Source organism: Rugosimonospora africana (genome assembly GCF_016862975.1).
GTDB classification, from domain to species: Bacteria; Actinomycetota; Actinomycetes; order Mycobacteriales; family Micromonosporaceae; genus Rugosimonospora; species Rugosimonospora africana.
Genome location: NZ_BONZ01000081.1, coordinates 15,291 through 38,980 on the forward strand (window position 1 = coordinate 15,291; position 23,690 = coordinate 38,980).

Annotated in this window: 22 protein-coding genes; 8 read left to right on the forward strand and 14 right to left on the reverse strand. The window is 70.7% G+C overall.

The genetic code is table 11. The features are described 5' to 3' along the window. Genes Raf01_RS37810 through Raf01_RS37820 form a run of 3 tightly spaced genes read left to right on the forward strand, consistent with a single transcriptional unit; the run spans position 1 to position 1,990 of the window. Positions 1-381: a DUF1048 domain-containing protein gene (locus Raf01_RS37810; RefSeq protein ID WP_203922907.1), complete on the forward strand. Its 381-nt coding sequence runs from the start codon at positions 1-3 to the stop codon at positions 379-381. Further along, a complete protein-coding gene (locus Raf01_RS37815) occupies positions 378-1,229 on the forward strand; it encodes an ABC transporter ATP-binding protein (RefSeq protein ID WP_203922908.1) in 852 nt (283 codons plus the stop codon). Before Raf01_RS37810 ends, Raf01_RS37815 begins: the two co-directional genes overlap by 4 nt. Then, a complete protein-coding gene (locus Raf01_RS37820) occupies positions 1,229-1,990 on the forward strand; it encodes an ABC transporter permease (protein ID WP_203922909.1) in 762 nt (253 codons plus the stop codon). The genes Raf01_RS37815 and Raf01_RS37820 overlap by 1 nt, the downstream gene beginning before the upstream one ends. A 90-nt stretch (positions 1,991-2,080) precedes the next feature. On the opposite strand, the gene Raf01_RS37825 is transcribed toward Raf01_RS37820, so the two are convergent. The 5 genes from Raf01_RS37825 to Raf01_RS37845 form a co-directional block, all read right to left on the reverse strand. Then, positions 2,081-5,365: an AfsR/SARP family transcriptional regulator gene (locus Raf01_RS37825; protein WP_203922910.1), complete on the reverse strand. Its 3,285-nt coding sequence runs from the start codon at positions 5,363-5,365 to the stop codon at positions 2,081-2,083. Between the two features lie 58 nt (positions 5,366-5,423). Continuing rightward, the gene (locus Raf01_RS37830) at positions 5,424-6,011 is read right to left on the reverse strand and encodes a hypothetical protein (RefSeq protein ID WP_203922911.1); all 588 of its coding nucleotides are present in this window, start codon (positions 6,009-6,011) and stop codon (positions 5,424-5,426) included. Beyond that, a complete protein-coding gene (locus Raf01_RS37835; RefSeq protein WP_203922912.1) occupies positions 6,008-6,532 on the reverse strand; it encodes a hypothetical protein in 525 nt (174 codons plus the stop codon). Before Raf01_RS37835 ends, Raf01_RS37830 begins: the two co-directional genes overlap by 4 nt. Before the next feature lie 328 nt (positions 6,533-6,860). Next, positions 6,861-8,258 (reverse strand): hypothetical protein, encoded by a 1,398-nt coding sequence (locus Raf01_RS37840; protein WP_203922913.1) that lies wholly within the window; start codon positions 8,256-8,258, stop codon positions 6,861-6,863. Positions 8,259-8,398: 140 nt separating this feature from the next. Continuing rightward, positions 8,399-9,289 (reverse strand): EamA family transporter, encoded by an 891-nt coding sequence (locus Raf01_RS37845; RefSeq protein WP_203922975.1) that lies wholly within the window; start codon positions 9,287-9,289, stop codon positions 8,399-8,401. 131 nt (positions 9,290-9,420) lie between these two features. On the opposite strand from Raf01_RS37845, the gene Raf01_RS37850 reads away from it, so the two are divergent. After that, positions 9,421-9,915, forward strand: coding sequence for an Lrp/AsnC family transcriptional regulator (locus Raf01_RS37850; protein ID WP_373319702.1), 495 nt, complete (start codon positions 9,421-9,423; stop codon positions 9,913-9,915). A 7-nt stretch (positions 9,916-9,922) separates the two neighbouring features. On the opposite strand, the gene Raf01_RS37855 is transcribed toward Raf01_RS37850, so the two are convergent. Together Raf01_RS37855 and Raf01_RS37860 are read right to left on the reverse strand one after the other, a co-directional pair. After that, entirely contained in the window at positions 9,923-10,207 is a 285-nt protein-coding gene (locus Raf01_RS37855) for a DUF6881 domain-containing protein (RefSeq protein WP_203922914.1), read from the reverse strand. A 228-nt stretch (positions 10,208-10,435) separates the two neighbouring features. Further along, positions 10,436-11,701 (reverse strand): RNA-guided endonuclease InsQ/TnpB family protein, encoded by a 1,266-nt coding sequence (locus Raf01_RS37860; RefSeq protein WP_203922915.1) that lies wholly within the window; start codon positions 11,699-11,701, stop codon positions 10,436-10,438. Positions 11,702-11,855: 154 nt separating this feature from the next. Between Raf01_RS37860 and Raf01_RS37865 the strand changes: the two genes are divergently transcribed. Then, a complete protein-coding gene (locus Raf01_RS37865; protein WP_203922916.1) occupies positions 11,856-12,314 on the forward strand; it encodes a hypothetical protein in 459 nt (152 codons plus the stop codon). Positions 12,315-12,368: 54 nt separating this feature from the next. On the opposite strand, the gene Raf01_RS37870 is transcribed toward Raf01_RS37865, so the two are convergent. Together Raf01_RS37870 and Raf01_RS37875 are read right to left on the reverse strand one after the other, a co-directional pair. Then, positions 12,369-12,824 (reverse strand): iron chaperone, encoded by a 456-nt coding sequence (locus Raf01_RS37870; RefSeq protein ID WP_203922917.1) that lies wholly within the window; start codon positions 12,822-12,824, stop codon positions 12,369-12,371. Between the two features lie 68 nt (positions 12,825-12,892). Beyond that, complete coding sequence (locus Raf01_RS37875; RefSeq protein WP_203922918.1) at positions 12,893-13,348, reverse strand: carboxymuconolactone decarboxylase family protein; 456 nt, start codon at positions 13,346-13,348, stop codon at positions 12,893-12,895. A 163-nt stretch (positions 13,349-13,511) separates the two neighbouring features. Between Raf01_RS37875 and Raf01_RS37880 the strand changes: the two genes are divergently transcribed. Further along, a complete protein-coding gene (locus Raf01_RS37880) occupies positions 13,512-15,764 on the forward strand; it encodes an ATP-binding protein (protein ID WP_239134282.1) in 2,253 nt (750 codons plus the stop codon). A gap of 35 nt (positions 15,765-15,799) precedes the next feature. Here Raf01_RS37880 and Raf01_RS37885 read toward each other — a convergent pair whose 3' ends face one another. Next, a complete protein-coding gene (locus tag Raf01_RS37885) occupies positions 15,800-16,738 on the reverse strand; it encodes a LysR family transcriptional regulator (protein ID WP_203922920.1) in 939 nt (312 codons plus the stop codon). A 71-nt stretch (positions 16,739-16,809) separates the two neighbouring features. Between Raf01_RS37885 and Raf01_RS37890 the strand changes: the two genes are divergently transcribed. Both Raf01_RS37890 and Raf01_RS37895 read left to right on the forward strand, forming a co-directional pair. Continuing rightward, on the forward strand, positions 16,810-17,748 hold the full coding sequence (locus tag Raf01_RS37890; RefSeq protein WP_203922921.1) for a cyclase family protein: 939 nt from the start codon (positions 16,810-16,812) through the stop codon (positions 17,746-17,748). Then, complete coding sequence (locus Raf01_RS37895; protein ID WP_203922922.1) at positions 17,745-18,062, forward strand: CBU_0592 family membrane protein; 318 nt, start codon at positions 17,745-17,747, stop codon at positions 18,060-18,062. The genes Raf01_RS37890 and Raf01_RS37895 overlap by 4 nt, the downstream gene beginning before the upstream one ends. A gap of 21 nt (positions 18,063-18,083) precedes the next feature. On the opposite strand, the gene Raf01_RS37900 is transcribed toward Raf01_RS37895, so the two are convergent. From Raf01_RS37900 to Raf01_RS37915, 4 genes are all read right to left on the reverse strand, one after another. Then, the gene (locus Raf01_RS37900; protein ID WP_203922923.1) at positions 18,084-18,440 is read right to left on the reverse strand and encodes a VOC family protein; all 357 of its coding nucleotides are present in this window, start codon (positions 18,438-18,440) and stop codon (positions 18,084-18,086) included. A 143-nt stretch (positions 18,441-18,583) separates the two neighbouring features. After that, positions 18,584-19,513 (reverse strand): hypothetical protein, encoded by a 930-nt coding sequence (locus tag Raf01_RS37905; RefSeq protein ID WP_203922924.1) that lies wholly within the window; start codon positions 19,511-19,513, stop codon positions 18,584-18,586. Then, the gene (locus tag Raf01_RS37910; RefSeq protein ID WP_203922925.1) at positions 19,510-21,150 is read right to left on the reverse strand and encodes a fucose isomerase; all 1,641 of its coding nucleotides are present in this window, start codon (positions 21,148-21,150) and stop codon (positions 19,510-19,512) included. Before Raf01_RS37910 ends, Raf01_RS37905 begins: the two co-directional genes overlap by 4 nt. After that, the gene (locus Raf01_RS37915; protein WP_203922926.1) at positions 21,147-23,636 is read right to left on the reverse strand and encodes a GH116 family glycosyl-hydrolase; all 2,490 of its coding nucleotides are present in this window, start codon (positions 23,634-23,636) and stop codon (positions 21,147-21,149) included. Before Raf01_RS37915 ends, Raf01_RS37910 begins: the two co-directional genes overlap by 4 nt. Between the last annotated feature and the right edge of the window lie 54 nt (positions 23,637-23,690).

Below are 23,690 nucleotides of genomic sequence, written 5' to 3' on the forward strand. Positions count from 1 at the left end.
ATGTCCGATACCGAAGGCGAGGGCTTCATCTCCAAGGTGATCGGCCCGAAACGGCGGTGGCGCGCATACAAGGCACGCGTCAAGCAGCTTCCCGAGAACTACCGCACCGCGGTCGACGCGATCGAGCGCTATCTGACGCACTTCGTGCCGATCGACAATGACAGCGCGGCGTCCGAGTTCGAGGACCTCGCGGACCTGTTCGAACAGGCCGCGGCGGACGGAACGCCGATCCGCGCGATCGTCGGCGACGACCCCGCGGAGTTCGCGGAGGCGTTTGCTCAGAACTACACGAAGGGCGGGTACGTTCCCGATCGCGCGCGGGAACGGCTCATCAACGCCATCAAGCGCGCCGAAGGAGAAGACGGGGGGACCCGCTCATGACCACCCAGGCGGTTTCGGGGCCTGCGATCCGGGTGCAGGGTCTGGAGAAGTCGTACAAGCAGCTGCACGTGTTGCGCGGCGTGGACTTCGAGGTGACGCGGGGCAGCATCTTCGCCCTGCTCGGCTCGAACGGGGCTGGCAAGACCACGGTCGTGAGAATCCTGTCCACGCTGCTCAAGTCCGACGCGGGGACGGCCAGTGTCCACGGGTTCGACGTGGCCACCCAGGCCCCGCAGGTGCGGCAGTCCATCAGCCTCACCGGGCAGTTCGCGGCCGTCGACGAAATCCTCACCGGGCGGGAAAACCTCGTGCTGGTCGCCCGGCTGCGGCACCTCAAGGAACCCCGCGCGATCGCCGACGACCTGCTCGACCGCTTCTCGCTGACCGACGCGGCCGCGCGGAAGGTGTCGACGTACTCGGGTGGCATGCGCCGCCGCCTCGACATCGCGATGAGCCTCATCGGGAACCCGCCGGTCATCTTCCTCGACGAGCCGACGACCGGGCTCGACCCCCAGGCCCGCGTCGAGGTGTGGCAGGCCGTCAAGAAACTCGCCGGACAGGGCACCACGGTGCTGCTCACCACGCAGTACCTGGACGAGGCCGAACAACTCGCCGATCGGATCGCGATCCTCAACGAGGGGCGGATCATCGTCAACGGCACGCTGGCCGAACTCAAGCAACTGCTTCCCCCCGCCAAGGTCGAGTACATCGAGAAGCAGCCGACCCTCGAAGACGTCTTCTTCGCCATCGTCGGCGACAACGGCAACGACGGCACCGGCAACGAGGACGCCGGCAACGACGACCCCGGCAACGACCGCAGCGTCGGCGCGACGAGTAGGGACCAGTGATGACCAAGCATTTCTTCGGCGACAGCACCGTCCTGTTGGGACGATCCCTGCGTCACATCATGCGCAGCCCGGACACCATCATCACGACCACGATCATGCCGATCGCCTTCATGCTGCTGTTCGTCTACGTGTTCGGCGGCGCGATCCACACCGGGACGGGTTCGTACGTGAACTACCTGCTGCCCGGCATCCTGCTCATCACCATCGCCTCGGGCATCTCCTACACCGCGTTCCGGCTCTTCCTCGACATGAAGAGCGGCATCTTCGAGCGATTCCAGTCCATGCCGATCGCCCGGTCGGCGGTACTCTGGGCACACGTGCTGACCTCGCTGGCCGCCAACCTCATCTCGCTCGTGGTCGTCGTGCTCGTCGCCCTCCTCATGGGCTTCCGCTCCGGAGCCGGAGTACTCGCTTGGCTCGCGATCGCCGGCATCCTGATCCTGTTCACCCTGACGCTGACCTGGATCGCCGTCATCCCCGGCCTGTCCGCGAAGTCCGTGGACGGCGCGAGCGCGTTCTCCTACCCGCTCATCTTCCTGCCGTTCATCAGCTCGGCCTTCGTGCCCACGCAAACGATGCCCGGCCCGGTGCGCGCCTTCGCCGACAACCAGCCCGTGACGTCCATCGTCAACACCGTCCGCGACCTGTTCACCCAGCAGCCGGTCGGCACCGACATCTGGGTCGCCCTCGCCTGGTGCCTCGGCATCCTCATCGTCGCGTACGCCTTCGCCATGGCCGCGTACCGCCGCAAAATCGCTTAGGTGTCCCGTGCCGACCAGGCATCCGCGGCCGTGCGAGGCAGGGCGGCGGGGCGGCGCGACGAGACGGGGCCGGGGCGGCGCGCGGCTCGGTCAGCCGATAGCCGAGACCGGCCGCAGCAAGTCCGCCATCCGGTCCCGGATGCGCTGGTGGCCGGTCTCCTCGGCGATCCGCAGCGCGGCGCGGCCAAACTCGGCGGCCTCGGCCGGCTCGTCCCGGTCCATCAGGATGCCGGCGAGGCACGCCAGGGCTTCCGCCTCCGCGAGGCGGAAGCCGGTCTCCGCGGCCATCGTCCGGGCTTCCCGAGCGTGCCGGAGCGCCGCTTCGGAACGGCCGAGCCGGTCCTCGGCGGCCGCGAGACCGATCAGTGCCCGCATGATGCCGTACCGGTCTTCGGTACGGCGAGCGAGTTCGTACGCCCGGTCGTGGTGTTCGGCCGCCTCACCGTACCGGCCGAGTTCGTGCAGTACCGCACCGACCGTGCTCAGCGCCGCCACCTCGTTGTACGGATCGCCGGAGTCAACGGCCCGCGCCGACCCCGCCCGGGCCAGGTCGAGCGCCCGCGAGAGGTCGGCCCGGTCGAGGTGGAGGCGGGCGAGCACGGTGAGTACGTTCGCCTCCTCCTTGCGGTTGCCCACCTCTCGGCACAGGGTGAGCGCCTCGTCGAGCAGGTCTATCGCCCCGTCGTGCCGGCCGAGCACGGCGTACGTCTCGCCGAGGTTGGCCAGCGCCATGGCGGTGTCGGCCGCAGAGCCGATGACCCGGAAGGCGTCGAGCGCTCGCTGGTGATACCGGGCGGCCTCGGTGAGCCGGCCCAGTCCGAAGTGGATGGTGGCGAGGTTTCCCAGGGCCGCTGCCCTGCCGACCGTCCATCCGGTCTCCTCGTCGATGGCGCTCGAACTCTGCAGCTGGTCGACGGCATCGGTCAACCGCCCCAACTGCCAGTAGACGGCCGCGAGATTGCGGTGGATCGCGGATTCGGCGACCCGCCACCCGATCTCCTGGCTGATCGCGAGCGCTTCGGCGTACCGGTCGATCGCTGAGAGTGCCTCGCCGCTGTATGACCGCGCCTGCGCCAGGTTCACGTACGCGGCGAGCTTCGCGTAGGGCTCACCGTCTTCGATCGCGGCGGCCAGCGTGGCCTCGGCCAGTGGTACCCAAGCCGGATCACGACGCAGCGAGAGATAGCCGCGCAGTGCGTCGGCCAGCTGGCAGGCGCTGGTCGAGGGCCGGTGCCCGATACCCCGGTGCACGGCGGCGACCAGGTTCGCGCGTTCGGTGTCCAGCCAGGCCAGGGCCTGCGCCCGATCGTCGAAGGCGGCGAGCGCCGGTGCGTCGTCGTCGGCCGGGAGCCGGAGAACCTGGGGGTACGCCAGGTCGGCCGCGGCGCTCACGTGGCGCAGGTACCAGTCGCAGAGCCGGTCCACGGCCGCCCGGCGCTGGGTCTCGGGCTCCTCTGCCGCGGCCAGTCCGGCGGCGTAGATCCGGATGAGGTCGTGCAACCGGTACCGGTCGGCCCCGGCTTGGATCAGCAGCCGCTCGTCCACGAGAAAGTCCAGCAGTTCCCGGGTCACCGCAACGGGAAGGTCGGTCAGCGCGGCGGTCGAGTCGACGCTCACATCGTCGCCCGGATGCAGCCCGACGAACCGGAACTGCCGCCGCGCGTCGTCCGGAAGCGCCTGGTACGAGAGGTCGAACACGGCCCGCACCCGGCGGGTGGCGGTGCCGATCTGGGCCAGCCGATCCCCGTCCCGTGCCAACCTGGTCGCCAGGTCGGCGAATGTCCACGCCGGCCGGGCCCGGAGACGGCGTGCGGCGAGCGCCAGCGCGAGCGGTAGCCGGCCGCACAGGTCGGCGACGGTACGGGTGGCGGCGGGATCGGCGCCGGTGCGGTCACCGCCGAGGATCTGGGTGAACAGGGCCTCGGCTTCCTTATCGCTGAACACGTCCAGCGACAGGTTGCGGGCCCCCTCCAGGGAGAGCACCCGGCGGCTGGTCACCAGGACGAGTCCGGTCGGGCTGGCCGGCAGCAGCGGGAGTACCTGGTCCTCGCTCGCGGCGTTGTCCAGCAGGACCAGGGAGTGCCTGCCGTGCAGCCGGTCGCGATACAGGGCGGCGCGGGCCGGCAGGTCGGGCGGGATCTGTCCGTCGGGTACGCCGAGGGCGCCGAGGAACGAGGCGAGCACCGTGGCCGCGTCGGCCGGCGGTTCCTCGGCGTGGCCCCGCAGATCCACGTAGAGCTGCACGTCGCCGTATCGTCCACTGTGGAGAAACTGGTGGGCCAGGTGAATGGCGACGCGAGTCTTGCCGATGCCAGCCATGCCGTCGATGGCGCAGATGACGGGCGCGGTTCCGGTGTGGCCGGACGACGGGACCGCGGCCCGCAGATCCCGCAGTTCGGTCTCGCGCCCGGTGAATTCGGCGATGTCCGGCGGAAGTTGGTGCGCCGCGCCGGTAGCCGCCGACCGGTCCGCGTCGGCGAGGGCAACCGCGTCGCCGTGCGGGGCGGAGGCGTCCGGGGCAGCGGAGTCCGGACGGGCCGTGGACGACTCAGGCGCGGCCGGCTGCGGCGGTGTGGCGCGCCGGTCGTCCCCGGCCGAGGTGGGCGGGGCACCGGGCGGCTCCGGTGGGCCCGGCGCGGTGGTCGCCAGTACCTCCTGGTGCAGCCGGCGCAACTGCGGGCCGGGCTCGATGCCCAACTCGTCGACGAGAACGCGGCGCGCCTGCCGGTAGGCTTCCAGCGCCTCTCCGGTGCTTCCCTCCCGATGCAGCGCCTGGATGAGGTGCACCCACAGGCCCTCCCGCAGCGGCGACTCGGCCGTCAGCCGGCGCAGGTCGGCCACCAGGCTCTCCTGGTCGCCGAGGCGAGACCGCACGAGCGCGTACCGCTGCGCGACGGCCAGCCGGCGCTCCCGCAGCCGGGCCACCTCCGCAACCAGTGCCGGCCCCATCGCCAGCCCTTCCAGCGGCTGTCCGCGCCAGAGCCCGACCGCCTCGCGCAGCAGGTCCCGGGCGCCGACCAGCTCGCCCTGCCGTTCGGCGAGGCCGGCCTGGTCGGCCAGCTGCTCGAAGCGGTACACGTCCAGCTCGTCGGGGGCGACCGCGAGCCGGTATCCGCCCGGTACGCTGGCGAGCCGGCTACCGTCGTCCCCGGCCTCGCGCAGCCGGGCGCGCAGTTCCGCGACGTGGGTGCGGACGTTCGAGGGCAGGGACGCCGGCGGCCGCTCCCAGACCGCCTCGGCCAGCCACGACAGGCTCACCGTCTGGTTGGCGCGCAGCAGCAGAGCGGCCAGCAGCGCGGGGCAGCGCTGACCGCTCAGCGCGACGGGCTCCTCCCCGCGACGCAACTCCACCGAGCCCAGCAGCCGGAACTCCACCGGAGTACCGTACCGACACGGCGGATCAAGCGTGACGAGCGGGCCGGAGGCCGCCGGGTCACGCGTCCGGTGTGGCCTCGATGAAGTGCGGGTCGAGCATCACCGCCAGCCGCACTCCCCCGATCGTCGTGGAATTGTCGCTGTCCGCGTTCTGAGTCCCCCAGTCCTGAGCCTGCTTCTGCAGGTCGGGATGGGCGAAGCTGACGATGAGTTGAGCCAGGTTGGCGAACGTGGTCGTGCAGTACTTGTTGCCCGGCTTGATCACCGGGGCGCAGTCCGCGTCGACCGCCCGTACGTGCGTCTCGTCGTCGTACTCGATCTCCACGCTGACCAGGTAGCTCAGGTCCCCGGGAGCGGTGCAGTCCAGTTGGTTCTTGGCTCCGCTGGCGGGACCGTGCTTGGAGTCGTCGGGCTCGCAGGTCCACTGGTTCTTCTGCTTCAGCCACCCGTCGGAGATGGCGGAGACCTTGACGCCGGGCAGGTACCGCTGGTTGCCATTGGGCAGGCCGGTGACCGGCGGTGGCGCGCTGGGACCGTGCGGCTCGGCGCTGGCCAGGGCGGCCACCGCACCGACTCCTCCGCCGACCAGCCCCCCGGCCACCAGCGCTCCGGCGGCCACCAGGGCCGTCACCGCCTTCGACGTCATGACCTCACCCCCCGGAAGGTGAACGTGATGGTGTGCGGGTTCGACGAGTCCAGCTCGTACTCGTACCCGCTGATCTTGGCCTTGGAGTCCTTGTTGTCCTTGGCCCGCCCGGTGACCCACGACCTGATCTCGGACATCGTCGGCTTGTCGTCGCCGAACGGCAGGCTGGCCGCCCAGACCAGATAGTTGAGGCTCTGGGCGCTCAGCTGCGCGTCCTCCGGCTTGGTCACTTCCGCCCGTACCTCATAGATCTGGTCTTCGGAGGTGATTCCGACCTCGAGCTCGTAGTGGACGTCGCCGATGTCCAGGTCGCACACCCAGCCATCGCCGTCGATCCTGCACTCATGGCCCTGGGACTTGAGCGCGGCGACCACCGGCGCGGCGCGCAGCGTGGGGATGCAGGTGTCGCCGTCGCACTCCGTCGGGCCGGGCGCGTCACGGGACGAGGTGACCAGGGCGAAGCAGCCGATGCCGGCGGCGAGCAACCCGACCAGCGCGGCCGCGAGCGCCGTGATGAGCATCCGTCTGCCGCGGCGGGTCCGGGCGGGTCCGGGCTGTGGTGCTCCGGGGTACGGGAGGCCGGAGACGACAGCTCCGGGGAACGCGGGGCCGGGGAACGCGGGGCCGGGAACCGGCGCGCCCGAGGTGGGTCCGGGACCGGCCATCGGGGGTACCGGTGCCGGCCACGGTTGACCGGCCGGCGAAGGCCCAGCCGACGAAGGCCCAGCCGGCGGATAGCCAGCCGGCGGCGGACCAGCCTGCGGATAGCCGGCCGGCGGCGGGCCGGGTGGCGGGGTGAAGGGTGGATACGGGTTCCCGGCGGGTTGGCCGGGTGGTGGCTGCGTCATCTCAGACTCCCCGCCGGACGAAGCCGGCCCACTGCTGCAGGAACGTCGCGCTCGACACGCCCATCACGTGCTGGCAGATGTCCTGGAAGGCCGAACTCTCGGTGAAGGGAGTGCTCTCCAGGTCGTTGTGGTCCACCACCTGCGCGTAGAACTCCACGGCGGCGTCCCGGCCCTTGGTCCGGTCGACGTACTCGAACGCCGTCGCGCCGAAGGCGTAGTTCAGCGAGGCGTCGCCCTTGAAGAACGAATCCGTCGCCGGCAGCTTCCCCTTGAACCCGCCCTTGGCCACCGCGTTGGCGACCACGGCACGGACGCTGGACTTCGAGGAGTCGAACTCCAGCGTCTCCATCCACCGGGCGAAGCCCTCGACGGCCCACGTCGGTGCGCTCAGTACGCCGGCGAAGCCGCCCATGCTCACCGCCGTGGCCCGGGAGGTGACGGCGTGCGTGAGTTCGTGGCGCATCACCAACTCCGGAGTGTCGCCGCCGACGGTCGTGCTGGTCAGGTTCACCACGATCCGGGAGCCGGCGTACTGGTTGTCGTACAGTTGCCCGTTGGTGCGCACCCCGGTCAGCGGTAGCTGTATGCCTTCCACGTCGGTGCTGAAGTTCGTGGCCTTTCCGAACTCGTACCAGGTCGCGAAGTTGTCCTTGCTCTTGGTGAAGAACAGCACGTATCCCGGGAAGCGCAACCGCTTGCCCCACATCGCCTCGATCTTCTGCACCTGCGACTGCGCGGCGCTGGCGTAGTGATCGAGGTCCGGAACGCTGTCGTCACCGGCCAGCCAGACGTCGCCCGCACGGATCACCTTGAGCGGTGTGGTGTTCCAGGGTGCGTTCGCCAGCGGCGTGTCCACCCCCAGATCCTCGACGTTCGCCTGGGTCACCGGGAGGATCTCGGTGACCACCAGCTTGTTGTCCTTGCTGGCGATGCGGTACCGGAACGATTCGGCCGGCGCGACACCTCCCGGCCCGGCGTCGGCGGGCAGCTGAGTCACCTGTACCACCGGGAAGACCGTGTAGGAGCCGTCGCCCTCCTGTCTCCCGAAGGCGTGCTCGGTCACGTACCGGAAGTTGCTGAAGGTGAACTGGCGCAGGTTCGCGAAGATCATCTTCTGCTGCTGGATGAGCTTGTCGTCGGCCGGGTCGAGGTCGGCCAGCCATGCCTTCTCGTCCTTGTGTTGCAAGGCCGCGCTGCGACGGTCCAGGATCGCCTGGAGCGCCTGGGTGTGTGGCTGGCCGGCGGTGTCGTCGGCCTCCCCCTGGATGGTGGGCCGGGGGTGGCTGCACCCGGCGAGTGCCAGCCCGGTCAGCAAGACCGCGCGCCTGGACCAACGGGCTCCGGTGGCCCAACCGGCCGACGGATGGTGCTCGGCCACGTACCGTACCTCCCTGAACACGATGAACACCGCCCCGGAAGAGTTGGCGGCTCCGGGACACTTCGCGCCAGGCTACGGACGGGCCGCACAGAACCCGCAGAGAATGCGCAGACAGGCCGCACAGGACGGATCGCGGCGCGTCCACGACATCGACGTCATTGTCACCCTGGTCGATGGGCCGGCTGCTGGTGAAGCGCGACGGCGACGATCACCAGCGCCACGCCGAGCAGGTCACGGACCGTCGGCAGTTGGCTGAGAACGAGCAGACCGATGACCGTGGCGGAGGCCGGCAGCAGGCTGAGCATCAACGCGAATGTCGCCCGGCGCACGCGGGCCATCGCGAGCTGGTCCGTGACGTACGGGATGACCGACGAGCAGACGCCGACCCCGACGCCGGCCAGCAGCCAGCCGGGGTGGTGGAATGCCGGCGCGGCGTGGACGAGGCCCAGCGGCGTGGTCGCGACCGCGGCGACCAGCATGGCGGCGCCGAGCTGGTCGACCCCGTCCCACCGGTCGGCTCCGCCCCGTCGATCGGCTCCGCCCCATCGCGCGGCATCACGCGGTCCGGTGTTGGCGATCCGGTGACCGAGCGACACGTACAGCATGAACAGCGCGCAGTTCGCGAAGGCGAACCCGAACCCGATCGGCTCGCCGGCCAGCCGGATGTCGGCAAGTGCCAACACGCCGACCACGGCGAGCCCGAGCGCGAGCGCGTTACGGAGGCTTCTCACGCCCACCGCCGCCACGATGACCACGCCGAGGAACTCGATCGAGCCGACCGTCGACAGCGGCAGGCGCGCGATCGCGAGATAGAACGCCGTGTTCATGGCGGCCAGCACGACGCCCAGGGCCAGCAGGACCCGACGTTGCGCGGCGGTCAACCGTGGCACCAGCCGCCACGGCCGGCGCCACACCGCGAACACGACGGCGGCGCTGGCGATCCGCAGCCAGGTGACCCCGAAGACGTCCAGGCGGGCGAACAGCAGTACGGCGAACGCGGGGCCAAGGTAGTGGAAGACGGAGCTGACCGTGATGAACGCGGGAGCCGCCAGCCGGGCCGGCCGGCCGGACGCCCTCGCTGACGGCGGCCGGTCGACGACCGCCTCGAACCGTTCCCTCACAGGAGTATCTTCCGAAGCGCGGACTCGACAGTGAAGGCCGAGCTGAAGGAAGAAGGTCCGACTTGCCTACGGATTCAAGGCCACGTGGCCGTAACGCCTTCGACCGGCTGGCAAGCCCGTTGGACGCGGTCAACCTGCGCCTGCTGGCCGAACTGCAGGGCGACCCGCGCCTGTCCATGTCGGAGCTTGCCCGCCGCGTCTCCATGTCCGCGCCGGCGGTGACCGAGCGCGTTGCGCGGCTGGAGGCCGCGGGCGTCATCGCCGGGTACCGGATGGACATCGACCCCGCCGCACTCGACATGCCGATCACCGCGCTCGTACGCATCCGGCCGGGGCCCGGCCAGCTGTCCAAGGTGGCCGAAGCCGCACAGCAGACGGCTCAGGTGGTCGAATGCCATCGCATCACCGGAGAGGACTGCTTTCTCCTCAAGGTGCACGCCCCGTCGATCGGCGAACTCGAGAGGATTCTCGACCGGTTCACGCTCTTCGGACAGACGACCACGTCCATCGTGGTATCCACGCCGGTGCCGCCTCGGCCGCTGCCGCTGCCCAGCTAGCCGGTTGTCAGCGGGGACCGCGCTGGGCGTTCTGCCAGACGGCCTCGAACTCGGCCGCGCTGATCTCATTCGGAGTGAACTCCTCCAGCGCCGCGATCTCCGAGATGTCGGGGACCCGCTCGTCACTCAGCCCGGTCGACGCCGTCGAACCCTCGCTGCTGGCCCTGCCGTACCGTCCGTCGCGGTACAGCTCGATCTTGCGGACCTCCCACCCGTCGTCCCCGACCTCGCTGTAGAGCTCGATCGGGTCCTCCGGGCAGTCGTGGTGCCAGAGAACCTTGATGTACTTCACCGACGCCTCCTTCCCGGCTACCGCGCACCGATGCCGGGGGCATATGCGGACATTTTACCCCACCGCGGGGCTCGCCGAGCGTCGCGCCGGGGCGGGAGCTATTACCGACCGGCGGGAGCCTACGGCCGGTGGCGTACGGCCGGCGCGGTCGCCTTCGCTTCCCGCAGTAGTTCGGATTGCGACCAGGAGTTGACGACCCGGGCCCGGCGTCTCGGGCAGGGTCTTTAGTCACGAGTGGCGGACCGCGCCGCGCGACCACCGAGGAGACGACTTGGCATTCTCCACCGCCTTAAGGGCGGGGATTCCCTTGGTTGCCCTTGGGTTTTCCTGCTTCGCCGACGACTGCCCCGTGCGGGAGGACCCCCGTTGAGGTCTTACACCGTCTCCACAGGCTGTTACCGCCAGCCCGGCGGCCAAAAGGTTGCGCGCGGCGTTGAGGTCCCGGTCGTGAGTGGTGCCGCAGGGGCACGTCCAGGACCGGATGTTCAGCGGCATCTTCTCGGACAGTCGCCCGCACGCGGAGCACAGCTTGCTGGAGGGGAACCATCGGTCCACGACGATCAAGTCCCGGCCGTACCAGTCGGCTTTGTACTCCAGCATGGTGCGGAACCCTCGCCAGGCCGCGTCGGAGATGGCGCGGGCCAGTGTGTGGTTTCTGAGCATGTTGCGCACGGTCAGGTCCTCGATCACGAGCGTTTGGTTTTCACGCACGAGTCGAGTGGTCAGCTTGTGCAGGTGGTCACGGCGCCGGTCGGTGATCCGGGCATGGACCCGGGCGACCTTCAGCCGGGCTTTGGCCCGATTGTTGGAACCCTTCTCCTTGCGGCTGAGGTTCCGTTGAGCGCGGGCCAGCGCGACCCGGTCACGGCGCTCATGCCGCAGGTTGGTGATCTTCTCCCCTGTGGAGAGGGTCAACAGCGAATTCAGGCCCGCGTCGATACCCACCACGCCCGCCGCCGGATAGTCGGGGATCACATCGTCGCAGAGCAGCGACACGAACCAGCGCCCCGCCGAGTCCTGCGACACGGTCACGGTGGACGGCTGCGCACCCTCGGGCAGCGGACGCGACCACACGATCGCCAAAGGTTCGGTCATCTTCGCCAGTGTCAGGTGCCCGTCGCGGTAGCGGAACGCGCTGGTGGTGTACTCCGCCGACCGGCGGGACTTCTTCCGGCTTTTGAACGTGGGGTACCGGGCGCGTTTGGCGAAAAAGTTCGTGAACGCGACTTGCAGATGCCGCAGCGTCTGCTGCAGCGGCACGGAGGAGACCTCGTTGAGGTAGGCCAGGTCCTCGGTCTTCTTCCACGCGGTCAGCATCGCGCTAGTGGTGTTGTAGTTGACGCGTTCCTGGCGCAGCGTCCACGCCTCGGTGCGGGCGGCGAGGGCGAGGTTGTAGACCTTCCGGACGCACCCGAACGTCCGCGCCAGCTGCGCGGCTTGCGCGTCGGTTGGGTAGAAGCGGTATTGAAACGCCCGCTTGACCGTCCTGGCCACGGCTCACAACCTAGCAAGCTTGTTCGTGAACCCTGCACAGGCGCGCGGGTAAACGCCGATCCGCCCAAACGGCGGATCGGCTATTCCGGCCTGCTCCGCAGGAGTTCCGTTTCCTCTCCGGCCTGAAGGCCGGAGTATCCACGGAAGGAAACTGATGACCGCCAGCCCGCCGAGCCCCGAGGACTACTGGCAACGACGGCCCCCTGCCAGCGCCAGGGTACTGATGGCGTTCACGGCGGCAGCATTTGCCGTCGTGTCCGTCGTGCACTTCGGGGTCGACGTCCCGATCGGCTTCGCCACCATCAGCGACTCCTTCCCCGGCGCCGCACCTCCGGAGGCCGTCATCGCGGCCGTCGTGGCGATCGGAGCGGTGGCCGCGTTCGCCGGGCGGACGAGAAGCCGCGGAATCGCGCTGGCGACGACCGCCTTCGCGCTCCTGGGCACCGCCTACGGGCTGCGCATCACGGTCAACAGCCCCCGTACCGGCGACGTGATCTACCATCTGACCGTTCTGGCCACGCTGCTGGTCACCTTCGTGCTGCTGCTCATGCCGGGCAGGTCGCGTGCCCGACCGGTGGGGGACGCCAGGAACGAGGTTCGTTCGTCGACGTAGCGGTGCCGCCGGCACATGGATGTGCCGGCGACATCGACCGCGTGGCTCGGGCGCTCAGCTCACCGCCTGCTTCACCAGCGCGGCGATCCTCGCCTCGTCGCCGGCGGCCAGCTCGGTCAGGGCGTACGAGGTCGGCCACACGGCACCCTCATCGAGTTTCGCTTCGTCGCTGAAGCCGAGCGTCGCGTACCGCGTCTTGAACTTCGTCGCGGGCTGGAAGTGGCAGACCACCTTGCCGTCGCGGGCGTACGCGGGCATCCCGTACCACAGCTTCGGGGTGAGAACGGGCGCATTCTTCTTGATCAGGGCGTGCACCCGCTCGGCGAGTACCCGGTCGGGCTTCGCCATCTCGGCGATCTTCGCCAGTACCTCGCCCTCCGTGTCGGTCTTCGCGCCCCGCCGGGCACTCTTCAGCTCCTTGGCGCGCTCCTTCATCGCGCCGCGCTCCTCATCGGTGAAACCGTCGTGCTTCTGGCTTTTCGCGGCGGTGGTGTTCTTCGTGGTCGGCATGGCAACTACCTCTCTCTGCGTGCGGCTGTGGTCTGGTCGGTATTGATCTTCGAACGCTGTCCGGGATATCACCATTTGCCCGCTTGCTGGCGCGTCGACACGTTGAGCCGGTTGAAGGCGTTGGTGATCGCGATGTTGAGCAGCAGCGCGGCCAGCTCCTTCTGGTCGAAGTGCTTGGCTGCCAGGTCCCACACCTGGTCCGGCACCGCGTCGGGCCGGTCGGCGAGCCGGGTGACCGCCTCGGTGAGGGCCAGCGCGGCGCGTTCCTCATCGCTGAACCATGGCGTCTCCCGCCACGCGGCGACGGCGTGCACCTGATCCGCGGTCGCGCCGTGCTGCTGGGCCTGGTGCACCCCTCCGGCCACACAGGGCCCGCAGCCGTTGATCTGGCTGGTGCGCAGGTGGCTCAGCGCCAGCAGCTTCCCGTCCACTCCGGCGCCGGCGACGGCCTTGTTGAGGGCCATCAGGGCCTCCATCGCCTCGGGGATCAGAACCGCCGGGTTCGGCATGCGCTCAGTGGACATTCCTTCTCCTCCGTCGTCCGTGTTCCTGACAGGAGCGATCCGATCATCGGCACGCCGTCCCCCGCGCCGTCCGTGGGACACCGTGGGACACAGAGAACCCGGTCTACCAGCACAAACGTCGTACCGATCCAGTCGCGGAAAGCGGGACGGTACCGTGTTTCAGGTGCCCAGCCCCCAGGAGCGACTGGTGGCTCAGCTCGTCCGGATCAAGGAGCTGAGCGGGCTCAGCCTGCGCGCCCTTGCCCGCGAGGCAGGGCTGAGCAGCTCGTCGCTGTCCCGATACCTGACCGGCCGGCTCGTGCCGCCGTGGGAGGCTGTCGTGGCACTGTGCCGGGCCGTCGGCCGCGACCCCCGGCCGCTGCGGGCGGTGTGGGCCGAGGCGGACAAAGCGGGCGTCGCACCCGCCCCGCGGCGCAACGACCTGCCGGCCGACCTGTTCGACTTCACCGGTCGGGAGGCGGAGTCCGCGCTGGTCGAAGACCTGTTGAACACGGCCGGCGCGGCTGCGATCGACGGCATGGCGGGCGTGGGCAAGACCAGCCTCGCGGTGCGCGTCGCGCACCGGCTCGCCTCGGTGTATCCGGACGGCGGGCTCTACCTCGACCTGCACGGCTTCACCCCGGGCCAGCAGCCGCTGGAGCCGCACGCGGCCCTGTTCCGGCTTCTGGGCGCGGTGGGCGTCACGCATCCCCCGGCCGACACCGCCGACCGCGCGGCGCTCTGGCGGTCGGAGCTGTCGGGGCGGCGGGCGCTCGTCGTGCTCGACAACGCAGTCGACGCGGAGCAGGTACGCCCGCTGCTGCCCGGCGCGGGGAAGTCCGCGGTCCTGATCACCAGCCGCAACCGGCTGGTCAGCCTGGACGGGGTGCCGCCGGTGTCCCTGGAACCGCTGGCCGACGCCGACGCGGCGCACCTGTTCGGCCGGGCGGCTGGGCTGGAGTTCACCGGAGAGGAAGCGGTCGGCCAGGTGCTTCGGCAGTGCTCCGGGCTCCCGCTGGCGCTGCGCATGGCGGGCGCGCGGCTGCGTCACCGTCCAGGCTGGACGGTGGCGGTGCTGGCCGAGCGGCTGCGCGCCACTCCCGGCCGCTTCGACTCGGTGTTCGGCATGTCGCTGCAGCAGCTCGACGCGGTCCAGCGCCGCGTGTTCCGGCTGTTGGGCGTGCTGCCGGGCGCGGACTTCGACGCCGCGGCGGCGGGCGCGCTCGCTGACATGCCGCCCGACCGGGTCGGCGCGATGCTGGAGGAGCTGGTCGACGCCCACCTGGTCCAGGAGCTCTCCCCCGGACGGTACGGGATGCACGATCTGATCCGGCAGTACGCGGCGGACCTCGCGGCCGACGAGGAGCCACAGGCCGAGGCCGCCCTGCGCCGGATCCTGAAGCACTACCTCGCGCTGGCCGTCGCACAGGATCGGATACTGCCCTCGCCGCAGCGCGGAGAACCTTCGCCGGGCAACCCGGCGGAGGCCATGGCCTGGTTCGACCTCGAGTACGTCAACCTGATCGCGGTTTTCGACGCCGCCGAGCGACTCGGCCTGGACGAGGTGGTGGCCGAACTGCCGCAGGCCATGCGGGTCTGGTTCTTCCGCCACCGCGGCACCGACGACCAGGCGCGCCTGCTCGAAGCCGCCGCGGCGGCTGCCGCACGCCTCGGGCGCGACCAGCAGCGGGCCCGTCTGCTGGCGGACCTCGGCTACGCCCGCGCGGCCGCCGGACGCCTCACCGAGGCGCTCTCCGCCTACCACCTGGCCGAGCGGTCCGGCCCGGATGATGACGAGTTCGCGGCGGGTCTCGCTCTGCGCATCGGTTTCGCCCGCCGGGATCTCGGCGAGCTGGACGCCGCGCGGGCGCAGTTCCAGCGGGCACGCGAACTGTTCGAGAAGGCCGGCAACGGCGCCGGGAAATCCCAGGCGCTGGCCTTCGACGGATGGGTGACGCTACAGCTCGGGCGGCCGGACGAAGCCATCGAGCGCGCCCGGGCGTCCATCGCCCTGGCCGGCGGGCCCGCCCAGATCACCGGGCTGGTGGCCCTCGGTGTCGCGCTGGCGTCGCGCGACCCGGCGGAGTCGTTGCGGGCGCTGCGTGAGGCGTTGCGCCTGTCCGAGCAGAACAATCTGCAGCACAACCAGGCGTGGTGCCACAACTATCTCGGCGTCGCGCTGCGGATCATGGGCTCGCCCGAGGAAGCGCTCGAACACCACCGGCGCGCCTTCGAGCTGCTGGAACCGCTGGCCGAGGTGCAACTGGAGATCGACTGCCTGTACACCTACGCGGAGACGTGCCGGGTCGCGGGCCGCTACGACGAGGCGCTGGCGCTGCTCGACCGGACCGTCGGGCTCGCGCGCAAGCTGGGCCGGCCGCACGACGAGAAGCTCGCCCGCGCGGCACAGGAGCTGGTGCGCGCTCACGCCGGGTGAGCGGCTCGGGCGACCCTGACGGGGCGGTCAGCTGGTCATCGATGCCGTCGCTGCGTGACCGTCGCGAGTGACGTGGTGGCCCGGAGGGTGATCGCCTGAGCGACCAGGCCGGCGGCCGGGCTCGGCTCGTGGCGTCCACGCCGGTGAACCAGGTCGATCCGCCGAGCTCCGGCGTAGGGCGCGTCGAGTACCGCGACGGACGCCCGCTCGTGCGCCGGCAGAGCGAGGGCCGGAACCACGGCTGCGGCGAGTCCGTCGGCCACGATGGCGAGAGCCGCGGGAAACTCCAGGCATTCGTGTGCGCGGTTGAGTGTGGTGTCGTGGTGGGCGGCGATCCGGTCGAGCGCGCGGCGCACGGCGGAGCCCGGCGGCCCGTCGATCCAGGGTCGGGCCAGCAGGGCTTCGACGCGGATCACCGGAGCCCACTGCCCGGGAAAGACGATCTGGTAAGGGTCGTCGAGGAGCCGTACCGCGTGCAGGCCGGCCGGCTTCGCGGACGGATCGGCCGGGTCGGTCTCGACGATCAGCAGGTCGAGAGCGCCGGCCCGTAGCGCGGCCAGCCCCGGGCCGGGCTCGATCTGGCGGATGTGGACCTCGACGTTCGGGTCGGTCGCGGCCATCGCGGCGGCGGCAGGCGCCACCAGATGCCGGATCGCCGTCGGGAAGGCCCCCACGCTGACCGGCCCGGTGACCTGCCCGGTCAGCGCGGCGAGTTCGTGCTCGGCGGCGGCGAGGACCTCGGCGACGCGCCCGGCGTGCGCGGCGAGCAGCCGCCCGGCCGGGGTGAGGCCGGCCGCCCGCCGCCCGCCCAGGCGTGACCGGTCGAGCAGTACCACGCCGGTCTCGGCTTCCAGGCGCGCGATGTGCTGGGACACCGCCGACGGGGTCAGGTGGAGCACGGAGGCGGCGGCGAGGACCCCGCCCGCGTTGGCCACAGCACCGAGGACGGCCAGTCGCCGGGGGTCGATCTGCATTCAGAAATGCTACATGCGAGGTGTAGAGGTTTCCGCTACCACTGAACGCGGAGCTGATGGAGCATGGCTGCATGACGGAGTACCGCGCAGTCCTCGACGCCGAAGTGGCCTTCCTCAACGGCGGCGGCTTGCAGACCCAGGGGTTCCGGCTGGACCTGTCCGGCCCCGAAGTCACCGACGACCAACTCGCCGACCTTCTCGTCAGGCATCTCGGCCTGTTGATGGTCGACCGGGTGCGCATCGTCCGATCCGAGGTGGTGGCCGAGCCACACAAGGGCTCGCGCGGCGGACCGGCCGGCGGCGGACCGGCCGGCGGCGGGCCGGCCAGCGGCGAGCCGGCGGCGACGACCCGCCTGGTCGAACTCAACCACGTGATCACCGCTGGCATGCCGACGTACCCCGGACTGCCCGGGCCGGAGATCACCCCGCACCTGACCCGCGAGGAATCCCGTGACCACTACGCACCGGGCGTCGAATTCGCCATCGACCGGATCAGCATGGTCGGCAACACGGGTACCTACCTCGACAGCCCCTACCACCGCTTCGCCGGCGCCGCCGACCTCGCCGCGGTGCCGCTCGATGCGGTCGCGGACCTGCCCGCGGTCGTGGTGCGCCTGACCGGCAGCGACGAGCGCGGCATCGGGCCCCGGGCCCTGGCGGCACTCGACCTGGCCGACGCGGCGGTGCTGCTGCATACCGGCTGGGACCGGCACTGGGGCACGGAGGCGTACGGACAGCCCGCCCCGTTCCTCACCGAGGCGGGCGCCAGGCTGCTCGTCGAGGCAGGCGCCCGGCTGGTCGGCATCGACAGCGTCAACATCGACGACACGGACAGCGGCGGACAGCGGCCGGCCCATTCGATCCTGCTCGACGCCGGCATCCCGGTGCTCGAACACCTCACCGGGCTGGCCGACCTGCCCATCACCGGCGCTCGCCTCCACGCGGCACCGCCGCGGGTACGCGACTTCGGCACGTTCCCGGTGCGGGCCTACGCCGTCGTGCCACGATGATGCTGCTCGCCGACGCCATCGGCTGGGGCGGCGCGGCCTGCCTCCTGCTCGCCTACGCCGGACTGTCCAGCGGACGGCTCACCGCGGGGCTGCGATATCAGGTGCTCAATCTCGCCGGTGCCGGCGGGCTCGTGGTCGACGGTGCGTTTCGGCACGCCTGGCCGTCGACCGCGCTCAATGTCGTCTGGCTGGGCATCGGCCTCGCCGCCGCACGGCGCGCGAAGCGCACCGGGGTCCAGGCCGCGTCGCGGCGCGCGAAACGCACCGGGGAGACTGCGTCGCGTCGCGCGAAGCGCGCCGGGGTCCGAGCCTGACCGGCGTGCCCGTGGCCCGGATCAGTTCACGCAGAGACAGAACGGATGCCCCGCCGGGTCGAGGAAGACCCGGAAGGACGTGCCCGGCTGGTGCGCGTGCTTGGTCGCGCCGAGACCGAGCACCGCCGCCTCGGCCGCATCGAGGTCGTCGACGATCACGTCCAGGTGCATCTGCTGGGGCAGTTCCTGGGTCGGCCACACCGGCGGCGTGTATCCCTCCACCTGTTGGAAGCAGATGCACTGGCCGTACTCCGCGCGGACCTCCGCCCAGTCGTCGGAGACGTCGACCTTCCAGTCGAACAACGCACCGTAGAACCGTGCCACCGCACCGGGATCGGAACAGTCGATGACGATGCTGGGGAAGCGCCCGATAGCCATGCCGGCCATGCTAACGGCAGTTCCGGACGATCCGCGTCCGGATTCGCGCCGGTCACGCGGGTCGACCCGACCCGGCCGCTCCCCCGCCCGTCAGTCCAGCCTCGCCGGTCAACGCGGCCCGCCCGTCGGTCCAGCCCCGCCCGTCAGTCCAGCGGGGCGACGCTGAACACGTACTCCTGGCCCTGCCGGAACGGCTCGGCGAACTCGAAGTTCTCGAACGACACCCCGCCCGGGATCGGCGACGTGCTCGCCCAGTAACAGGCTCTGCCGTTGGCCAGCGCCTCGAGACCGGGCCGAGGATCGTCGCACCGCCAGCCCTGGACGGCCCGGCGCCCGGTGTATTTCCAGTGCGCGCGGGTGCCCTCCGCGTAGGTCGCGGCCTCCGGCGCGGCTTCGTCCGGCGTCGCCGTGACGACAGCGGCCCCGCCGGCCCGCGCCAGCTCCGGCAGTCCGAACCGGGCATGCGCGGTGAAGCCGTCGCCGTGGAAGCCGGGCCACAGTTCACCGGATGCCACGACCCGGTCCGCCAGGTGCAGGTGGCGCAGGCGGGCGTAGTTGCCCATGGTCGCGGTGAGGGTCAGCCGGTCCAGCGGCACCGAGGTTTCCCGGCGGAACGCGGCGAGCGCCACCTCGTACGGCCGGTCGGCCACGAACCGCGCCCGGACGTACACGTCGGATCCGTTGGCGAAGCGTTCACATCCGATGTGGACGGTCAGCCGCTGGACACCGTCGATCTCGTCGAGTACGCCTCCGGCAGGGCTGGACGGATCGCCCGGTGCGCCCGTGGGCGGCCCGTCCAGCGACCAGAACCGCTTGCCCCGCAGGTTGTCCAGCTCGCTCCACTCCAGCTCGGACAGGCCACGCTCGGTCGCCCCGGACGGTGTCGGCTCGATCGCGACGAAGTTCACCAGCCGGTCGGAGGGGTGTCCGAGATAGGGGGCGAAGACCCTGATCAGGCCACGCGGACCGGGCAGCGGCGGCAGACCGATCTGCAGACCGCGCGCGTGGCCCCAGCGCGATTCGGCCGGTACCCGGCCTGGCGGCCGTACCCACACCACGTCGGGCGCCGTCACCGCACGCTCACGTCGCCGCACAGGTGCACGGCGAGCCCGAGTTCGCGGAAGAACGCGGCCTTCGCCACGAGTGCGTTGTCCGCGCTCGGGGCGTCGGGGGCGTAGGCGACCTGGACGTGGTTGGCCTTGTGTCGCGCCATCAACTGGTCGCGCCCGACGCCGTGGAGTACCGCGTGCATGATCGGCCACTGCGGCGTCGTCGCGTCGAGTCGCCGCCGAGTCTCCTCTGGCGGCAGCGCGGCCACGTGTCCGCGGCCGAGGTCGACGTGCAGCGCACCGTCCATGATGAACACCCTCGACCAGACGATCTCGCCGGCCTTCGACACGCCGCTGAGGGTCCCGCCTCCGAGCGGGAAGTACATCGGGGGTTGCCGCATGCTCCAGCTCTTGTCGTAGCCGCCGTTGTGCGCGGCCGGTACGGCACCGGAGATCTCAAAGACCCAGACGAACTCGCCGTCGTAGTCGTCGCCCCAGCGGATGTCGTGCAGCGTGGTCTCCGGATCGAGACCCATGGCGGTCCAGATGCGGTTGGTGACCAGGGCATCGACGGCGACGCCCTCGTCCACCTCGTTGAAGTGGGGCAGCGGCCGGCCGGCGTACAGTTCCCGGCTGCCGTCACGGGTCGACACCGGCGGCCGGTCCGCGTTGTTCAGCAGGCCCTCGGCCAGGTCGCTGGCCGGAACGGTGTCCTTGAGACCCTGCTGGTACTGGATCCCGACCGCGTCCAGGCCGAAGTCGTCGCTGATGCGCAGCGCGGCGATGTACATCTTGAACTGGCTGTGCACCTGGGCTTCGGTGAGTTCGCTGGCGTCGTCGGAGCCGAAGTGGAAGGTGAAGCCGCGGGCATCGAGCCACTCCCGCACCGCCTGTGCCTCGTCGTCGCCGACCCGGTTCATCTCGGCCACGAGCGCGCTCTGCGACAGCCGCTCCTTGAAAATGCCGAGCGGGTTGAGTAGTTCGTCGTCGACGATGGCGTTGTACATCCCCATGCAGCCCTCGTCGAAGACGCCGATGACGGCCTTGTCATCGCGCAGCTGTTGGGCCAGCGCCACGCCGAGCTCGACCTCGGGGCGGGTGGCTTCCAGGACCGGCAGGTCGCGCACGTGGGACAGGTCGTGGGTCAGCGAGCCCTCGGCGAGCCAGGTACGCAGACCCTCGCGTGCCCACGCGTCGGTGAAGTCGGCGCTCCACAGTGTGGAGTGCGCGACGCCGGCCTTGGTCAGGCTAGCGCTGAGGTTGAGCAGACCCACCAGCCCGGGGAACTCGCCGGACCAGTTGGCGACGATCAGGATCGGACCGCGATGGGTACGCAGCCCGGCCAGGACGTGGTGGCTGTACTGCCAGACCGCGTCGACCACGATCAGCGGCGCGTCGACCGGGATCGTCTTGAAGACCTCGATGCCGTAGCGCTGGCTGTCGATGAAGCCGTGGCCCTTGACCGGATCGAAGTCGTGCGCCCGCTGCACCGAGAAGCCCAGGTCCTTCAGCGCGGCCGCGAGGTGGGTCTCCAGCTGCTGCTGCACCGGCCAGCAGGTCACGTTGGCGCTGGGCCGCAGGTCGCCGCTGGCGACGGTGTAGGCGGTCGCCTCACGCAACGCGGGTCGCCGGGTCGGGGTGGGCATGGTGTACGAGGTCATCGATGGTCCTCCCGGAGGGGTCGACTGTTCGGTGCGAAGCGGTAGACGGTGTCGGGCAGCAGGCGAAGCGGGCCGGCGACCAGCCGGCCCCACCGCGGGTGGTGCACGCGCACCTCGCCGACGTCCAGCGCGCCGCCGAGCAACTCCAGCTCGGCGCCGGCGGGTGTCACGCGCAGCTCGCCCCACCCGGTGCCGGTGGTGAACGGCAACCTCACGTCGTCACCGCCCAGCCGTGGCCGGAACTCCAGGGTGCCGGCGGGCGCGTCGTAGTCGGCGCCGGTCAGCGCGACGACCAGCCCCCAGCTGGCCAGCGACCGCGCGTAGTGGTTGCCGCATTCGGCTTCGTTCCAGGGGTTGCGGCGGTACCCGTCGTGCCGGTCCCGGACCGCGCCGACGATCCGCAGGGCCTCGTCGACGCGGCCTTCGATGACCAGGTGCGTGGCGACCTGGTACTCGATGCCGGTCCACACCTCGTCGCAGTAGACGAACGGGATCCGCGGGCGGCCACCCCGCGGCCAGGAGCACAGCACCAGGCCGGCCTCGCCGGCCAGCGCGTAGGTGCGCTGAACGCTGTGGTGGCCGGAGAGGTCGGGCCGGAAGTTGTGCCGGTACACGGCCGTGACGGCGCTGCGCACATGCTCGGCGGGCAGCACGTACCCGACTCCGCTCAGGTGGGCCAGTAGCTGCCCGAAGACCTGGTCGCTCAGGCAGCCGGTCCCGTACTGGTAGCGCCGCTCGTCGACGTCGTCGACGCGCTGCTCGTAGTACTCGCCGTTGAACAGCAGGGCGTCCATCCGCCGCGCGCCGCGTGCCGCGGCGTCCCGGTACCGTGTCGCGGTCTCGTCGTCGCCCAGCCGCGCCGCCATCGAGGCGGCGGCCAGCAGCGCGGCGAAGAACATCGAGTTCGCCAGCGAGTTGGGTCCGTGGAACTCGATGTCGTACGTGTTGTGCTGCTGGCTGTCCAGCACACCGTCGCCGTCGCTGTCCCAGACCGTGAAGGCGTAGTCGACGGCCCGCTTCACCCCCGGCCAGCACTCGACCAGAAGCGCGTCGTCACCGCTGAACCGCCACTCCCGGTGCAGCCGGACCACCGCGCCGAGCTGGCCGTCGACGGCCGGGTGGAAGTCCCAGGGGGCGTTGCCGAACACACTGTTGGCGCGGAAGTTCATCCGCCCGTCGGGCCGGGTCTCGTGCACGAACTCGGTGCGCCGGGCGTCGCGCTCCAGCTCCGGGAAGAGGAAGGCCGCGGCTTGCGCGTAGTTCCAGACATGCGTACACGTGCCTTCGCAGCTGCCGCTGTGGTCGAAGCTGCCCTCCCACGCGGCGAACCTGCCACCCTCCAGACGCAGGCAGGTGGTGCTGCGCAACACCACGAGGTTCGCGGTGGCCGCGTCGATGACCTGCCGCGGCAACGAACTTCCGAACAGCGCCGCGTGGAACGTCCGGGTCGACCGCTCCAGGTCGGCGAGGTTCGCGGTCAGGTGCTTCGCCACCGCCCAGGCGTCGGCGAAGCGGGTGGCGTAGTGGTTGCGCACGACCCGGTCGGCGTTGGTGTTGTCCAGGTTGATATTGCCCTGCCAGGCCCGGGGCCGGTTCGGGAAATGCCAGGTGAGGACGAATTCGAAGGCGCTGCTGCGGCCCGGTTCGAGACGGTGGACGATGCCGAGTGAGCCGACGCGCAGCCGGGTGAACCAGTCCGGGTACGGTGGGGAGTCCAGGCTGAACTCCGTCTCCACCTCGAGCCGGCCGTCTGCCCGCAGGTCATCCCAGAAGACCTGCACCCCGTCCTGCCAGAACCCGGCCAGCCAGGTGGGTTTCGCCGTGGTCGCCGGGTCGGTCGTGGCCAGCGCGGCACTGCCGAACCGGAGGTCGTCGGGCGGCAGGTCGGTGCCGAACCCGATGCCGCGCAGGCCGGGCTCGTCGCGCCAGGCGTTGGTCGGCTGGCCGGAGTAGGTCGGGAATCCGAAGACGTCGCGGCCGGTGATCCCGACCGGATTGGCGAGCGATCCGACGATCGTGACGTCGGTCGCCGTGGCGCCGGGGTTGGTGACCCGGTATCGCAGTACCGCACCGGGGATGCCGGAGGCGTCCGCGTCCAGGGGTACGAACGGGGTGAACGCCGTGAGACTCACCTCGACACCCAGCTGCGCGTCGTCGAAGTCGACGCACAGCAGCGGATATTCGCCCCGCATGCGGCTGCCGTCCAGCCGTGGCAGGCCGGCCAACCGTCCCGCGTCGTACCCCTGATCGCCCTCGTGCGGGCCGGGCAGCCGCGACTCCAGCACCTTCGTCACCGGCTCGGCGCCCTCGCGTGCGGTGCGGATCGCGAAGAACGTGAACGGCAGCCGCGCGCCCTTGTCCGGCCGGTTCGCCAGTTCCCAGTCACGCAGGTCGCCGCGCGCACCGACGGAGACGTTCCCGGTGCCGATGCCGCCGAGCGGGAACGCGGCCACGGTGGCGTCCGGACCGAGCAGGCGGGTGCTCACCGCACGCCGCCCGGTGCGCCTTTGCTGAAGGTACCGATGTCGACACCGATCACG

Excerpts from the sequence above, each read along its gene's own strand:
- Raf01_RS37810 (WP_203922907.1), top strand. The coding sequence starts at position 1 with ATGTCCGATACCGAAGGCGAGGGCTTCATCTCCAAGGTGATCGGCCCG.
- Raf01_RS37815 (WP_203922908.1), top strand. The coding sequence starts at position 378 with ATGACCACCCAGGCGGTTTCGGGGCCTGCGATCCGGGTGCAGGGTCTG.
- Raf01_RS37820 (WP_203922909.1), top strand. The coding sequence starts at position 1,229 with ATGACCAAGCATTTCTTCGGCGACAGCACCGTCCTGTTGGGACGATCC.
- Raf01_RS37830 (WP_203922911.1), bottom strand. The coding sequence starts at position 6,011 with ATGACGTCGAAGGCGGTGACGGCCCTGGTGGCCGCCGGAGCGCTGGTG.
- Raf01_RS37835 (WP_203922912.1), bottom strand. The coding sequence starts at position 6,532 with ATGCTCATCACGGCGCTCGCGGCCGCGCTGGTCGGGTTGCTCGCCGCC.
- Raf01_RS37865 (WP_203922916.1), top strand. The coding sequence starts at position 11,856 with ATGACCGCCAGCCCGCCGAGCCCCGAGGACTACTGGCAACGACGGCCC.
- Raf01_RS37870 (WP_203922917.1), bottom strand. The coding sequence starts at position 12,824 with ATGCCGACCACGAAGAACACCACCGCCGCGAAAAGCCAGAAGCACGAC.
- Raf01_RS37875 (WP_203922918.1), bottom strand. The coding sequence starts at position 13,348 with ATGTCCACTGAGCGCATGCCGAACCCGGCGGTTCTGATCCCCGAGGCG.
- Raf01_RS37885 (WP_203922920.1), bottom strand. The coding sequence starts at position 16,738 with ATGCAGATCGACCCCCGGCGACTGGCCGTCCTCGGTGCTGTGGCCAAC.
- Raf01_RS37890 (WP_203922921.1), top strand. The coding sequence starts at position 16,810 with ATGACGGAGTACCGCGCAGTCCTCGACGCCGAAGTGGCCTTCCTCAAC.
- Raf01_RS37895 (WP_203922922.1), top strand. The coding sequence starts at position 17,745 with ATGATGCTGCTCGCCGACGCCATCGGCTGGGGCGGCGCGGCCTGCCTC.
- Raf01_RS37900 (WP_203922923.1), bottom strand. The coding sequence starts at position 18,440 with ATGGCTATCGGGCGCTTCCCCAGCATCGTCATCGACTGTTCCGATCCC.
- Raf01_RS37910 (WP_203922925.1), bottom strand. The coding sequence starts at position 21,150 with ATGACCTCGTACACCATGCCCACCCCGACCCGGCGACCCGCGTTGCGT.